Source organism: Fibrobacter sp. UWH4 (genome assembly GCF_900142475.1).
Lineage (GTDB): Bacteria > Fibrobacterota > Fibrobacteria > Fibrobacterales > Fibrobacteraceae > Fibrobacter.
In genome coordinates this window covers 271,846-286,687 of the sequence record NZ_FRAY01000004.1, presented here as the reverse complement: position 1 = coordinate 286,687, position 14,842 = coordinate 271,846, and the positions used below count along the sequence as shown (strand labels likewise).

Genomic DNA, 14,842 nt, shown 5'->3' with positions numbered 1-14,842 from the left:
TGGTTCCTTCTGATATGTTTTTTGAGAGCGTTGTTCAGCCTGAGCATGAGGGCTGGCTGTTGCTCGATTCTCTTTGCAAACGTTTTACCTACCATAGTCGAGAATTGTGGGGCGAAAAAATATCGGGCGGATTTTTGACGGTGAACGGTTCGGAGGCAAACCTTGAGACGGTTATACACCGTGGCGACAAGGTGCTTTACCACGTAACGAATTACACCGAGCCCGAAGTGCCGACGGACTTTAAGGTCGTTTTCGAAGACGATGAGTTTATGCTGGTGGCAAAGCCTGCGGGCGTGCCGGTACACCATACGGGGCATATCTTCTACAATACGTTTACGGCAATCGTGCGTAGGGGAACCGATTACGAGACAGCGACTCCGATGCATCGCCTGGACCGCGATACGGGTGGGCTGATGTTGTTTGCGAAGTACGCGGAATCGGCGGCCAGGTTCCAGAAGAATCTGGATCGTATCTTGCTGCAGAAATTCTACATGGCGGTTGTCCGCGGGGACTTCGGTGTTGACTCCACCGGCGTCTTGCCTGAAGCCAGTTCTGGCGTAGTTGCGTATGACCGCAGCTCTGGCGTCGTTGACTGTACAATGCCTTTGCGCGAAGACCCCGCAGACCGTTTGCGGCTCCGGATGCATCATTTTGCTGACGGAAAGCCTTGCCATACGCGGTTCCGCAAAATGGGCGTGGGGGAGCTTTCGCAACCTGTCGCTGGCGAGTCTAAATATTCAGTGGTCGAAGCGGAACTCTTGACGGGCCGCAAACACCAGATTCGGGCTCATCTCGCGGAACTCGGGTTCCCGATTCTGGGCGACCGCCTTTACAGTTTCGACGGCATTTATTATGAGAAAATGTCGCGCTCCTGGTCCCGCGATCCCTCTGTCGACAATTCCGAAGAAGGCCTTTCCGCCGAAGACCTTTCGGCCCTCGGCGGCCGTTCGCAGATGCTCTATGCCTATAAGGTAAAAATCCAGCTGCCTTATTGGAAGGATGCTCGCACCTTTGAGTGTTTTGATTACCCCGAAGAAATGGCGGAACTTGTCAAAAAGGCGAAATGAAAAGGCTGATTTTTCGAAAAAGCGTTTCGAAAATGTTTTTTTTCAAAAAAAACGCAAAAAATTCGCCTTTACCCCTTGACGAAATTTCCTGATTATCTATATTTGGTGCCGTCGATGAGAGCAATCCCAAAGACGAAAAATCTGACGAAAGTTAGAGGCAAATTGCTTCATAGCTCAGTTGGTAGAGCCCGCGACTGTTAATCGCGTTGTCCTTGGTTCGAGTCCAAGTGAAGCAGTGAAAAAGGTTCCGATGAAAGTCGGGACCTTTTTCGTATACCTGAACATATAAGTGCAATTTCACTTGCGCAACTCCATCATCATGTTTGATTGTTGCTATTTTTAAAAGAGATATGGGGTTATATATGAACAAGATTTTCCGTTTCTGTGCAGCCGGTATGCTGGCTGTGGCTTTTTATGGTTGCGATACCTCGGATTCTTCGAAACCGGTTGCTCCCGAAGAAGAAAAAGCACAAATTGATGATCAGTCTGAACCGAAGGATAATCCGGAGACTGAATCTAAAGATAGTTCGGCGGTAGAGACGGAACCTAGTTCGTCCAAGATTGAATCGATCGATCCTGATTCAACCCAGAGTGAAGATATCAAGGCCCTGGAAGTTGTCATCCGCGATTTTGAAGCCGGATTCCCGGACTTTGAAAATTTCCAGTCGTATGCCTATGAAAGCCAGATGGAGGATGATAGCCTTGACAGCTGGATTTATCCTGGCTATGCGGATAATGCGGACTGGTTGGAACGCCGTGCGATTCCGTCCGGTTATGACACCTATGGTTGCGGAAATTCCACGACGCCCCAATATGGCATTCCTGTCGGGGCAAATGCGCATCCTCATGATCTTGCAAGTGCGGCGGGCGCAAAGCTTTCGACTCCCGATTACATAAGCGAAGTTCTGGACCAGTCTTCTTATGTCTGGTATGGTGAATTTGGCTTGTGCAATGGTCAGCAGCGAAGCTCCATGCGAGGCTTTGCGCATGAACTGTGTTCCGATGCGACAGACAGTTGGACTGATTCTGACGAGGGCCGTCGCTGCGATAAAATTTGCAATGCATACATTTGGGCGCAGAAGGTCTATATCACGCCGGGCATGGTCAAGCAGAGACTTTCGTTTGCGAAAGGCGAAGATGGAAAGCTGAACTTGCGTGAACCGGTTATCACGAAGGCGCGCACCGCTTGCGACAACAAGTATTTTGAACAGTGGTTTACCGACAACGAACTTAATAAGCGCTCCGAAGGCACCCTGGTGCTTGGGCCGAATGAAACTTCGTCGGCAATGGGGCTCTGGTATGACTGGAATAACGGCGGTTTCTATCCGCTGGATTCCGTGGACGCCAGTACGGGAAATTGGGTGTCGTTGAATCCCCAGTTCCAGAACCAATTTGGTCCGCAAAGCTTGACAATTAACTGTCCTCCCTATCGTTATATGTATGCAGCGACCCAGACAGACCGGCTAGGGGAGAGCTCTGCCCAGATTTGCAGGCAGTGGTTGACTTCCGGAGGACCGAGAGTTGGCGACGCTGCCATGACTGCCTTGCACTTGAATGTTGGTTTGCGCAATTTCCGTAATTCCGGCTTTACGATGGTAGGGTATGCTCCGTTCAAGTATAAGAAGGGAGCGGGTAAGGTTCTTGAGTTTACTTCGCTTGCCGATATGTGGGTTTTTGTCGATGGCGTAATGGTCCTGGATCTGGGCGGTTCAGATTTGGCGAAGCAGGGAATGGTTGATTTGGAATTGCTTGCGAAAAATAGCCATGGCTGCCATGCGGATGAACCGTTGCAGGCTTACTGCGAAGGAAAAATTGAAGACGGTGGCGCTTGGAAAGATGACACCTGGCACCATTTGCATATTTTCTATGCCGACCGTCATGCGAACGGCTCCGTGTTACACTTGAATTTTTAACAACGAGGAATCCCTATGCTCAAGAAGCTGATGTTCATTTTGCTGGCCGTGGTCGCCTTTGCGGTGGCCGATCCCATTTCTATCGAGGGCCGTTTGACCGAAATCCCGGGCAAGATGCCTAGTAATGACCTGTACAGTTACGTTTATGTTTTCAAGTACAAGGTACTCAAGGTGGAATCGGGTTCGCTCGATGCCAAGGAAGTTCTGGTGGGTGTCTACAATCCGCTGATCGCCCGCGGCAAGGTAAAAGACAAGATGGCCGACAAGTCCAAGGGCAACGTGGGCGAGTTCAAGGCGAAGGCCAAGCATAAGCTCAAACTTGTGCCGCTCGAAGGCAACTGGGACGGTGCCGTCGAGGACGAATACTTTGACGATGAGTCTCCGCGTTATTTGGCTATCGAGGTGAATGAATAATAATTCGGAATTCGGAATTCGGAATTCAGAGTTTTTGCGTTGAAAAACAATTCCGAAATCTGAACTCGGAACTCTGAATTTCTTATGGTTTTCTCTTCCCAGATTTTCCTGTTCTATTTCTTGCCGACGTTCCTTGTTGGCTATTTCGTGTTGTACAAGCTGCACGCGAAGCATTCGCTGCTGAACTTTTTCATCACGGTCTTCAGCTATATCTTTTATGGGTGGCTTGAACCGTGGCTTGTGTTCCTGATGTTTGGCTGCACCTTGGTGGTGTATGTGGCGGGGCGCTTTATTTCGGCGCCGGGAGCCTCGAAGCTGCAACGGAATCTGGCACTTGGAGTTGCGGTCGCGGTAAACCTCGGTGCGCTAGCTTATTTCAAGTATTACATGTTTGGCATGGGGATCATTAACGATGTGGCGACCAAGCTCGGTTGTGAGCCGTTCTCGGTAATGACGGTGCTTTTGCCGGTAGGTATTTCGTTCTATTCGTTCCAGTCGATGAGTTATGCGATTGACGTGTGGCGTGGGACTGCGCCTCCGGTAAAGGACTTTGCGACTTTTGCCTGCTACGTGGCCTTGTTTCCGCAGTTGGTGGCAGGTCCGATTGTCCGTTACAATACCGTGGCCGAAGAACTGGCGACCCGTACGCATACGCTCGAAAACTTTGTGCGCGGCATATCGTTTTTCTGTTTTGGCTTTGCCGAAAAGATATTCCTTGCAAACCAAGTGGGCATCATTGCTGACCGCGTGTTTGCGGCAGATGCGCCCGGCGTGCTCAATAGTTGGTGGGGTTCCCTCGCGTACATGTTCCAGATTTATTTTGATTTCTCGGCGTATTCGAATATGGCGATTGGCCTTGGGCTTATGCTCGGGTTCCATTTCCCGCGCAACTTCGACGGCCCGTACCGTTCCAAGAGTATTACCGAATTCTGGAAGCGCTGGCATATTTCACTCACGAGTTGGTTCCGCGATTATCTGTACATTCCGATGGGAGGCAATCGTGTCGGAACGGCCCGCCTGTATTTCAACTTGTTCTTGGTGATGTTCGTGAGTGGTGTGTGGCACGGCGCTAACTGGACTTTTGTTTGCTGGGGACTGTACCACGCGTTTTTCATGATTGTAGAACGCGCGAACAACAAGCAGGCGCTTTACTACAAGTTGCCCAAGATCGTGCAGCTTGCGGCGACACAGATTATTGTGCTATTCGGCTGGGTACTTTTCCGCGCCGATACTATCGGTGAAGCTTGGCGTATGTGGAAATGCTTGCTAGGCTTGAATGCGGTGAGTGCCGCCGATGCCATTCTTTCTGCCGAAATCTTCACGCCGAGTTGCCAGTTCTTCATGGCGCTCGCCTTTATGCTTTCGTTCTGGAAGTTCCGCAGCTACGACTGGTGTGACAAGGTGTCTCCGCAGCGAGTGGCGGTGGCGCTCCTGATTTTTGTGGTGGCCGTGCTTGCGCTCTTTACGCAGAGCTACAACCCGTTCCTGTATTTCCAGTTCTAGAGGTCGCGATAATTCAATTAGAAATGCAGGGTGTCATCCTGAGCGGAACCCGTAGGGTGGAGTCGAAGGATCTAAAAAAAGCTCCCGAAAAAATTTCGGGAGCCTTGCAATATCCAGAGGTGTTTGGATAATTGAATTTTTTTTCGCGCTTTAGCGGTCTTTAGACCTTGGCCAATTTCTTGAGTGTAGCAGCCTTGTCGGTCTTTTCCCAGGTGAAGCGTGCGCCGGTGCGGCCGAAGTGGCCAAGCGCGGCAGTGGACTGGTAGCCCGGCTTCTTCAGGTCGAGCATCTTCACGATGCCGGCCGGAGAAAGGTCGAAGGTCTTGGAAACGATTGCTTCGATTTCGCGGTCGCTGATCTTGCCCGTGCCGAAGGTGTTCACGAGTACGGAAACCGGCTTGGAATAACCGATGGCGTAGGCGAGCTGCACTTCGCAACGGTAGGCGAGGTCTGCGGCGACGATGTTCTTTGCCACGTAGCGAGCGGCGTAGGCGGCGCTACGGTCCACCTTACTCGGGTCCTTGCCGCTGAAGGCGCCACCACCGTGGCGGCCCATGCCGCCGTAGGTGTCGACGATAATCTTACGACCGGTGAGGCCGCAGTCACCGTGCGGACCGCCGACCACGAACTTGCCGGTGGGGTTCACGAGGTAACGGGTCTTCTTGTCGAGCAACTTGGCCGGAATCACCTTCTTGATGAGCTTTTCGATGATTTCCTTTTCGATGGTCGAATGCTTGAGTTCCTTGCCGTTCACGAATTCGTCGTGCTGGGTAGAAATCACGACCGTGTCCACGCGAACCGGCTTGTCGTTTTCGTCGTATTCGACCGTCACCTGGGACTTGGCGTCCGGGCGGAGCCACTTGATCTTGCCCTTTTCGCGGAGGTTCTGGATTTCTTCCATGAGCTTGTGGGCGAGGCTGATTGGGAGCGGCATCAGTTCCTTGGTTTCCTTCACGGCGTAGCCGAACATCATGCCCTGGTCACCGGCACCCTGCTTGTCGTCTTCCTTACCGTCGGCGGCCTTGGCGTCCACGCCCTGGGCAATGTCCGGAGACTGCTTGTCCATAGCGACGAGCACGGAGCAGCCCTTGTAGTCGAAGGCGAGTTCCGGATTCACGTAACCGATGCCCTTGATGGTCTTGCGGGCAATCTGCTGGTAGTCGATGACTGCCTTGGTGGTGATTTCGCCGGAAATCACGACGAGGCCCGTGTTCACGAGCGTTTCGCAAGCGACGCGGCTGTTCGGGTCCTGCGCAAGGCATGCGTCGAGGATTGCGTCCGAAATCTGGTCGCAGACTTTGTCCGGGTGTCCCTTGGACACGGATTCAGAAGTAAAGAGATAATGTGCCATGTAGGCTCCTTGATGTTTCCAGCACCAAAAAGAATGTCGCATTTTTGAGCATTCCCAAGCGCTGAAAAAACGGGTTTGAGATTTTTCTATGCATAAATCTACAAAAACGCATAAAGATTGGCAACTCCAAAAAAGAGAACAGCCTTTTTCTGCGGCCTGTCTTTTAAAATGGGCTTTTTTACTATTTTCCGTCCTATGAAATTGTCTGATTTTTCCACTTGGCTGAACGACCTGCTAGTCCCGCAGGCATTTAAGGATTATTGCAATAATGGCCTCTGCGTAGAGGCGTCCGACAAGGTGACCCGAATCGTGACGGGAGTTTCTTTCCGTGACCGTCTGATCGATGCGGCTATCGAGGAACAGGCCGACTGTATTATAGTACACCATCCGAACGGTTTCTGGAATGGCGAAAATCGTGTCTTGGTCGGGAAATTCGGCGAGCGTATGCGCCGACTGATGCAGAACGGCATCTCTCTGTACGGCTACCACCTTCCGCTCGACGGCCACATGGAAGTGGGAAACAACGTGTCGATTGCCCGCGCAATGGGGCTGGAAAAAATCGAAGGGTTTATGCAGGAGGGGGAACGCACGATCGGTGTGGTGGGGCAGTTTCCGACGAAGGTTTCGCGCGAGGCTTTGCTGACATGCCTGAACGGGGTATTCGAACACGGCGTGCAGCAGTCGCTTTTCTACGGGAACGGGATTATCCGCAAGGTTGCCGTCTGTAGCGGTTCGGGAGCGAGCGGAATCCAGGAAGCGATTTCTCTCGGGTGCGATGCTTTTGTGACTGGGGAAATCAAGGAGGCGGTTCCGATTACTTGCGAAGAACTGGGATTCAATCTTGTCAGTTGCGGGCACCATCGTACCGAGATTTTCGGGGTGCTCAATCTGGCTCATAAAATCCAGGCCGAACTAGGTATTCCGGCCAAGTTTGTCGATATCGACAATCCTGTATAAAAACTTACTTTTTTCTTGCATTGATTTTGACAAAATGCCGTTTTTTGCTCGAAAACGGCGCTTTTTGTATCGTCTCGGGACGTGGTTGATGATTATCACGTTTTTTGTTTGGCTTTTTGGAGGTCTTTTACTATCTTTTCCGCCGTGAATTTTTACAAGACAACCATACACTTCCAGAATTCCTCGAAGTCCGTGACGCTGCACATGCCGGCGATCCTCTTCAAGGCATGGCCGGTGCTCCGCTTCTTCGTGGCGATTGGTGTCTTGCTGTTTATTGTGCAGATGGTCTCCACGACTATCTACGACGGAGTCCTGAATCACCAGCTGAACGAACGCGCCAAGCTGGATCGCGAAATGACCCAGATTCAGGGAACCCTCGATTACCTGTCCAATACGACAAATTCCTTCTTTAACGACGAAAACCGCCTCTATGCCCGATTCAGTCTGCCGATGCAGGACGAGGCTTCCAGGGAATTGGGAACGGGCGGTTCCATCAGTGCCGATTCGCTCTTGCTCCGCAAGACGTCTCCGGTTTTCGAACGGATGTCAATTCTCGGCGAGACAGCCCAGCGCATTCAGGGCAAGCTTGCGAATAACGACGCTTCTTTCCGCAACCTGAACAAATATATGGACCAGAAGATGTCTGCCTGGCGATTCGTGCCGTCGATTTCTCCGACAAATGGCCGCTACGCTTCTGCTTTTGGTCCCCGAGTCCATCCGATCACGGGTGAAGTCGGCAAGATGCACCAGGGTGTGGATATCGCGAATGAACGCTGGACTCCGATTTACGCCTCTGCCGATGGTGTGGTGGAAGTCGCCCAGATGAGTTCGACCTTCGGTAACTTCGTGACGATTGACCACGGAAACAGCATCAAGACTCGCTACGGTCACATGCAACTGTCGATCGTGCATCCGGGCCAGTTTGTTCACCGCTACCAGGTGATTGGTTATATGGGAAATACCGGCCGCTCCGTGGGCCCGCACCTCCATTACGAGGTTTGGGTGCATAACGCCCCGGTTAACCCGCTTGCTTACATGTTGCCCAACGGCTATACCGTCGACTGATGGTGTTAGGGTAACGCCCCTATCCGAAAAAATGGCGTCGGCTTGACCGGCTAAGGATAGTTCCACCCCTAGGGGGTGATTTTGCTAAAAATTGTTTTGGAGCGGTATCTTGGATACTGCCTCTATTTTGTCGGGATTGTGCTGGCAGAGTGTGGGACTCCGGCATACGCCTGTCCGCAGTTCGTGGAATTCTATTCCGATCCGGTCGATGTCCCGGATCAGCAGGGGGAATTCGTCGAGATTCGCCTGTCGGCTCCTTCGGAAGATATTGTGTACCGGCCCGAGAGCCTGCTAGTGAAGTTTGAGGGTAAGGAACCGTTTCGTCTTGAATTTCCTCAAGGAAACCGCCTGTTGCTGGTTCACGACAGCGCCTCTTGTTCTGGGACGGGGGTTGCTTGCGGGCTGTTGGGATCGGTTTCGCTCCCTAATTCTCGCGAATCGTCCTGGCTTCTTGAGGCGGGTTCTTGTCGGGATTCGGTGGTCGTTCCCAAGCCGAAACCCGGCAAGTCGTTGCAGCGGGTCAAGGAAACGGATGAATGGGTCGTATCCGAGCCGACTCCGGGGGTTCCGGATGAATATAATGAGTACGGAGTGGATCCCGAAAGCGATTCGTCAGCTCCGATTGCGCCTCTTCGCATCACCGAAGTCCACCACTGTCCGGCGGAACCGGAGCCGGAGTGGGTGGAAATCTACAATGCGGGGGTGGCACCTCAGCCTTTGTCAAAATTCCACTTTTGTGGCCGTGGCGGGGTGTGGGGCTCCTTGCGCGATTCCTTGGCACCTTACGAATCGTTCCTTTTGAGTAGGGATACTTTCATGCTGCGCGAGTTCATCGGTTTTCGTGATGTGCGCCTCGTTCAGGTGGCGTTGGGCTATCTCAATAACACAGCGGGTTCTATCGCGATTTGCGCGGACGAAACGGTTGTCGATAGTGTGTCGTGGGACAAGAATACGGTCAAGTGTCCCTCGGGCTTTAACCCGCAGACTCTCCGGAGTGAAAATACGCCGGGCTTCCAGGGAGTAGCGAAGTCTTCAAAGGAGCCCTCCTCCGATTTCCCGTTCGAATGGAAACTGTCTTCGCGCGTGGTTCGGCGCGGGGGTGCGCCTTTGCGGGTCTATGTCGAAAGTGACGCTTCGGTTCAGGTCCGTCTGCTGGATTCGTCGGGGCGTTCGGAATGGGGACGCCTCCTTCCTGCTCGTTCCAATGCTTGGTGGGTGATCCCGCTGGATAGTCTTCCGAAGGTGGGGGTGGCTTACGTGGAACTTTCTGTGGGCAAGTTCGAAAAACGAATCGGCATCTTGCTGAGACCGTAGGGTGCCTATGATGAACTTTGTTGCTTTTCGTCAATTTGTGGGGGTGCTTTTATTCCTTTGGATATCCCGAGTGTACTCGATGGACTATCCTGCGGAGTTTGTTCAAAATCCGGGAGGAAATCTAGCCCTGTTTGGACTGCCGGGATATTCTTCGACACCTGCGCGACAGGGAATGCCTGGTTTTGGGCTCTCGTATGTGCGTCTTGGGGAAGTCGGAATGCAGGCGGCGGGGGTCGCTGCGGAAATCTGTCTTGGTTGCAAGTTGGTGAATCTAGAAACTTCTCGCAGTATGGCCGGGCGCGTCGCCTTTTCAAGTTCCTTTCTCGAGTTGGATTCGATTTATCGGCGAGTCTATACGGAATTGGATTTTTCTGTATCAGGGACGTGGTTTGCCGTGGGGGCTGGTTATGGTTTTTCTGCCGAATGGGCCCCTGGGCTGGATCATTGGGGGCGACACCGCTATAAGTCGGGGGTCGCCTTGCTTTGGAAAGTCCTTTCGTTATCGGCGATGCTTTCGGGCTGGACCGATGCTCCTTGGTCCGAACGGGATTATTACTTGGGTTCGGGGGTTGATGTCAATGGGCGGTTTGCCGGTTTTGTGGAATGGGATGGAACCTCATTTGATGTGGGTTGTTCCGTGCGGTTCGAGTTTCTTGAAGTTCGCTCGTCGTACCGTTTCCCGGAATTTGGGATGGCCCTGTCGCTCTCGTTTGGGTTGGGAGGTATGTTTGCGGAAGGGGCGTATGGAGTGAAATCGTCAAATTGGGACTGGTTCGGGTTTTCGTTCTCGAAACAAATTCGCAAAAAGACTATATTGTAGATGAGGATTGGATTTGTTATGCAGGTATCCTTTAGCATCGTTGTCGCATTTCTCTTTTTGCTCCTCCTGTTGCTGGTGGCATTGCTTCTTGTGGCTATGTTGCTCAAGGAAAACCAGGAAAAGCAAAAGGCCTATACCGTTTTTTCGGGGTATTTGGGCGATTTCCTGATAACGATGTCCAAGGATGGGCGGTTGCTCGATGCGACCCCCAAGTATGTGTCGGATCCCCTTTATGAACAGATTCTCCAGAAACACTATTTTAAGCCGATTCTTTCGGAAAGTGATTATTTGAGACTTCAGGAATATGTCCGCGGGTGGGATGCGCATCCGGATATTCCTTTTGTTTTTTCGTTTGGCGAAGAATCAAGAAAAAACTGGTACGAGCTACGCGCCTATATGCATAAGCGAGGTAGCGACGTGAATATGGTGCTTTTTCTCAAGAATGTCACCATTGAAATTGAAACGAGCCGTCAGCGAGACCAGCTGAAGGACAACATCGATATGTTCCTGCGCTGTACCGGGGATTTCCTGTGGTCCTTGGATATTGATTCCCGCCGTTTTTCCTTTATTACGCCGTTGGTCGATGACGAAGGCCGTGTCATTCCTAGGTCCATGGGCGTGCAGGACCTTCGGTTGTTGATGCCGGAAGAAGATTATGCTTTTTTTGAAAAGCACCTGAACAAGCGTATTGTTGATTTTAGAGCGGCTGGTCACGATATTAGTGAAAACCGGGGCGTCCGTTTGCGCCTGTACGGCGAAAATGGCAAGCTGACTAGGTTTGCCTTTTCGGGAAGGCTCTGTTCCGAAGAAAATGCAAAAATCGTTTTCAAGGGGGCGGCTCGCCGTCTGGACATGTTGCTGGAAAATCCGATAACGGCCGATGATGTCGTGAACGAGAATATGCTGTTTTCCGTGTTCTCGTTCCCGGACGTGCGAGTGTTCTGGATTGACCGCGATTACAAGGTGTGTGGCTGCAACCAGGCTTTCTCGCTGGCGTTTGGTATGTCGTTCCCGAAAGAAGTGGAAGGCAAGCGCCTTTTGGAAGTGGTGCGACCCAAGTATTTCTCGATGTTCCACGGCATCCTTTCTGATGTTTTTGAACGAGGGCTTTCCAAGGCGTGGAAAGGCCCGTTCGGGGTGGAAAAGCGCTTGCTGTGGTTTAATGCGGTTCCTATCAAGCGTTCTGACGGTTACACCCATTCTGTGCTTGGGGTGTACATGCAGTTGGATGAGAATGATTTTAAAAAAGCAAGTACAAATAATACGGAGATACTATGAAAAGGTTGATGCTGATTGCTGTTTCTGCACTGTTTATGATGGCAGGTTGCGAAGAGAACAAGTCTGAAAAGGCTGCCGATGTTAAAACGGCTGCGCCGGCGGTTGTGAACCAGACCGTTTCTGCCACACAGCAGGTTGCTGAACAGAATGCCATCAAGTCCATTGATTGGAACAAGGCGCTTGAAATGAATGCTGCCGGAGCGGTCTTTGTGGATGTACGCAATCCTCCTGAATTGAACGAGGGCTATGCGCCGAATGCGGTGAACATTCCGCTTCCTGAACTCAAGCAACGTGTGGGAGAACTTCCCAAGGACAAGGACTTGCTGATTTACTGCCGTTCTGGCCGTCGTAGCGAAGCCGCCACTCGAATCCTGATGGAACAGGGTTACGATCGCGTGTATAACGTGCTTGGCGGTTATCTTGCTTTCCCGAAAAAATAAACCGAAATGGCCTTTTTCGGAAAGCGAATGAACTTTTTGCAACTAGCTTTTGATGAATCCCTCCTGGCGGTAGGGATTAGTCGGCCGAACCCTGCGGTGGGTGCGGTGGTTGTGAAGGACGGGATTGTCGTCGGGAAGGGGCGGACGCAGCGCCCGGGAAACGCGCATGCCGAAGTGATGGCGCTGCGTGACGCGGGCGAGAACGCCCGCGGCGCGGCCATTTTCGTGACGCTTGAACCCTGCTGCCATTATGGCCGCACGCCCCCCTGCACCAAGGCGATTATCGAAGCCGGAATTGCGGAAGTCTACTTTGCTCATGCGGATCCGAATCCGCTCGTTCGTGGCAAGAGCCGCAAGATTCTCGAAGAGGCCGGTATCAAGGTCTTTGAGGGGCTTGAAGCTTGCGAGAAGGCTGTAGCGGAGGAATCGTGGGACGATGTTTGCGGTGACGAAGGCTGCAAGGTCCTTTCGGGACCGGTGGATCCTGCTGCGTCCCGAGCCGAATCCCGTGCCGAGAGTCGGATGCTTTTTCACGAGATAGAACGTTTCTTCGAAGCCTACGATTATTTTGTTCGCAACAAGGCGACCTTCGTCGAAATCAAGTCTGCCGTATCGCAGGAGGGAGTCATAGGAACTCTCCTTGCCGATGGCTCGCGCGCCCCTTTAAAAATTACCGCTCAGGGGGCCAACTGCTGGAATCACGAACTTCGCGCGATGAGCGATGCGGTCCTCGTAGGTGCAGGAACGCTTCTGGCGGATAATCCCGGCTTGGACGTGCGCTTTGCCCGCGGGAACAATCCGGTGAAAATCCTCTGGGCGGGGCATCGGACTTTCTCTGCGCCCGAAATCGCCGGACTCCGTTTCTTTGACTGTACCGACGCGTCCGCCGATTCCCGGCTCGTGTTTTCATGCGTCGAACAGCCGAATATTCAGGGAATTGAAGTCATCCTGCTTCCTCACGCAACGTTCGCCGAGAATTGGAAAGAGATGCTTGCGAACCTTGCTTGTCGGGGAATGCATCGCCTGATGGTGGAACCGGGGGCGCGCCTTGCGGCGGCCCTGTTCGAATGTGGTGGGTGGAATCGTCTGGATCTGTGGCAATCCTCCGATGCCGCTGTCGATCGTTCGCTGGAGTCTTCGGGCCTTTCCGGAATTCCTTATCCTGAATTGCCCCATGGGGTCGTTGCGAGGGAATCCTTTATGATTGGACCGGATGTGTTGACTGTTTACGAAAAATCGTAATTTGCTATATTGAATGATATGAATCAAGTTGTTTCGCCCGCTATTCAACAGTTTTTGTCGTCCCACGGCTATGCCGATTATGAAGTGACCCCTATTGCCGGTGCCGGTTCGGGCCGCAAGTATTACCGTGTTGCAACGGATAATCGTAGTTCCGTCTTGCAGGTCTCCGCCTCTGTTGACGAAGACTTCAAACGCTTTGTTGACTATTCCGAATCCTTCAGTTCTTTTGGACTACCGGTTCCGCGCATCTATTGCGTCGATGAATCCTCCTGTTCCGTGCTGCAGGAAGACTTGGGCGAACATAACTTGCTCGATAATATCTTGCCGCCGGGACACGAAAAGAAGACGGGCAATGTTCGAATCCTCTATCCGGAGGTCATCGATTCTCTGATTAAGTGGCAGGATGTTTCCCGTTCGTTGTTCAGCTCCCGTTCCGATTTGTGGTTGCGCCGTTTCGATTTCGACGCGCTGAAGTGGGAAACGGACTACTTTACTGAAAATTATCTCAAGGCTCACAAGGGTATTGCCGAAATTCCGGAATGTGTCCGCCAGTTCTATTCCCTGTTGGCTATTTCTGTCGAGGCGCAGCACAAGGTGCTGATGCACCGTGATTTCCAGAGCCAGAACATTATGGTGAAGCCCAATTCCGAAATTGCCTTTGTTGATTTCCAGGGTGCACGCCGCGGTGCGATGTTCTACGACCTCGCCTCCCTCCTGTGGGATCCCTATGTGGAACTGTCGCTGACCGAAATAAAGGATTTCTTCGAGTATTGGCGAATATCTTATCGTGAGGCGAAAACCTATTCCAAGGATGACGCCTGGGAAGCCTTTATCCATGCGAGTTTGCAACGCGTCATGCAGGCGATGGGCGCCTACTGCTTCTTGAGCAGGGTCAAAAAAATTGAAAAGTTCGAACAGTTCATCGAGCCGGGCAAGCGCCAACTGCGAATTGTCTTCGATGAATTCAAGAAGATGGCGAAGGCTACGTCTCCGCAGGTGTTCGACTTTATGGACAAGGCTTTGGTCTAGTTACTGTAACGCATGACCCCGTTTTATGTAAAGAATTACCCGGAATCGGTTGCGTTCCCGAAAGCATTGGGACTCGCTTACGATGCCCTGGTGCATGGTCCCGTCGCTTTCGATGCCATGACGGTGTGGAAGTCCTTGTCGGAAAGGGTATCCCAGGGTATTTATATGGGCGAAGGTCTCCTGTTGCCGCATACCCGTGTGGCGGGCCTAAAGGAACCTCTGTTCGCTTTTGTGGTTTGTCCGCAAGGCTTTACGGATATCCAAGTCAAGGCGGGGCAGGTTCCTCGGTTTATGTGTCTGTTGCTTTCGCCGGCAGAATCGGCGACGGCATATACGCAGTTTATTGCTAAAATTGCATATAAACTATTGAATCCGGCTTGGCGTGAAAAGGCGCTGGCCGCAAATACTTCCGAAGATCTGTTGAAATTATTTGAAGAATGAATTTCTGC

The 14,842-nt window shown here is 52.1% G+C and carries 14 protein-coding genes and 1 tRNA gene; 14 read left to right on the top strand and 1 reads right to left on the bottom strand.

From position 1 onward, the window contains the following. Positions 1-14 precede the first annotated feature (14 nt). The 5 genes from BUA93_RS09195 (at position 15) to BUA93_RS09175 (ending at position 4,897) form a co-directional block, all read left to right on the top strand. On the top strand, positions 15-1,067 hold the full coding sequence (locus BUA93_RS09195; RefSeq protein ID WP_254793922.1) for an RluA family pseudouridine synthase: 1,053 nt from the start codon (positions 15-17) through the stop codon (positions 1,065-1,067). Positions 1,068-1,230: 163 nt separating this feature from the next. Beyond that, positions 1,231-1,303, top strand: a tRNA-Asn gene (locus tag BUA93_RS09190). A 735-nt stretch (positions 1,304-2,038) separates the two neighbouring features. Next, positions 2,039-2,980, top strand: coding sequence for a fibro-slime domain-containing protein (locus tag BUA93_RS16765; RefSeq protein ID WP_371359303.1), 942 nt, complete (start codon positions 2,039-2,041; stop codon positions 2,978-2,980). A 15-nt stretch (positions 2,981-2,995) separates the two neighbouring features. Then, entirely contained in the window at positions 2,996-3,394 is a 399-nt protein-coding gene (locus BUA93_RS09180) for a hypothetical protein (RefSeq protein ID WP_072978855.1), read from the top strand. 84 nt (positions 3,395-3,478) lie between these two features. Continuing rightward, positions 3,479-4,897 carry an MBOAT family O-acyltransferase gene (locus BUA93_RS09175; RefSeq protein WP_072978854.1) on the top strand — a complete coding sequence of 473 codons (1,419 nt, stop codon included), beginning with the start codon at positions 3,479-3,481 and terminating at the stop codon, positions 4,895-4,897. A 160-nt stretch (positions 4,898-5,057) separates the two neighbouring features. On the opposite strand, the gene metK is transcribed toward BUA93_RS09175, so the two are convergent. After that, positions 5,058-6,248 (bottom strand): methionine adenosyltransferase, encoded by a 1,191-nt coding sequence (gene metK, locus BUA93_RS09170; protein WP_072978853.1) that lies wholly within the window; start codon positions 6,246-6,248, stop codon positions 5,058-5,060. Between the two features lie 195 nt (positions 6,249-6,443). On the opposite strand from metK, the gene BUA93_RS09165 reads away from it, so the two are divergent. The 9 genes from BUA93_RS09165 (at position 6,444) to BUA93_RS09125 (ending at position 14,834) form a co-directional block, all read left to right on the top strand. Then, a complete protein-coding gene (locus tag BUA93_RS09165; RefSeq protein ID WP_072978852.1) occupies positions 6,444-7,205 on the top strand; it encodes a Nif3-like dinuclear metal center hexameric protein in 762 nt (253 codons plus the stop codon). Positions 7,206-7,349: 144 nt separating this feature from the next. Next, the gene (locus tag BUA93_RS09160; protein WP_072978995.1) at positions 7,350-8,270 is read left to right on the top strand and encodes a M23 family metallopeptidase; all 921 of its coding nucleotides are present in this window, start codon (positions 7,350-7,352) and stop codon (positions 8,268-8,270) included. A 138-nt stretch (positions 8,271-8,408) separates the two neighbouring features. Next, positions 8,409-9,584, top strand: coding sequence for a lamin tail domain-containing protein (locus tag BUA93_RS09155; RefSeq protein WP_254793921.1), 1,176 nt, complete (start codon positions 8,409-8,411; stop codon positions 9,582-9,584). A 7-nt stretch (positions 9,585-9,591) separates the two neighbouring features. Continuing rightward, entirely contained in the window at positions 9,592-10,404 is an 813-nt protein-coding gene (locus tag BUA93_RS09150) for a hypothetical protein (protein WP_139257921.1), read from the top strand. 18 nt (positions 10,405-10,422) lie between these two features. Then, a complete protein-coding gene (locus BUA93_RS09145; RefSeq protein ID WP_139257919.1) occupies positions 10,423-11,682 on the top strand; it encodes a nitrogen regulation protein NR(II) in 1,260 nt (419 codons plus the stop codon). After that, positions 11,679-12,122: a rhodanese-like domain-containing protein gene (locus BUA93_RS09140; RefSeq protein ID WP_072978848.1), complete on the top strand. Its 444-nt coding sequence runs from the start codon at positions 11,679-11,681 to the stop codon at positions 12,120-12,122. Before BUA93_RS09145 ends, BUA93_RS09140 begins: the two co-directional genes overlap by 4 nt. A 27-nt stretch (positions 12,123-12,149) precedes the next feature. Beyond that, on the top strand, positions 12,150-13,364 hold the full coding sequence (gene ribD, locus BUA93_RS09135; RefSeq protein ID WP_072978994.1) for a bifunctional diaminohydroxyphosphoribosylaminopyrimidine deaminase/5-amino-6-(5-phosphoribosylamino)uracil reductase RibD: 1,215 nt from the start codon (positions 12,150-12,152) through the stop codon (positions 13,362-13,364). Between the two features lie 18 nt (positions 13,365-13,382). Continuing rightward, a complete protein-coding gene (locus BUA93_RS09130; protein ID WP_254793920.1) occupies positions 13,383-14,393 on the top strand; it encodes an aminoglycoside phosphotransferase family protein in 1,011 nt (336 codons plus the stop codon). Positions 14,394-14,405: 12 nt separating this feature from the next. Further along, on the top strand, positions 14,406-14,834 hold the full coding sequence (locus tag BUA93_RS09125; protein ID WP_072978846.1) for a PTS sugar transporter subunit IIA: 429 nt from the start codon (positions 14,406-14,408) through the stop codon (positions 14,832-14,834). Positions 14,835-14,842 lie beyond the last annotated feature (8 nt).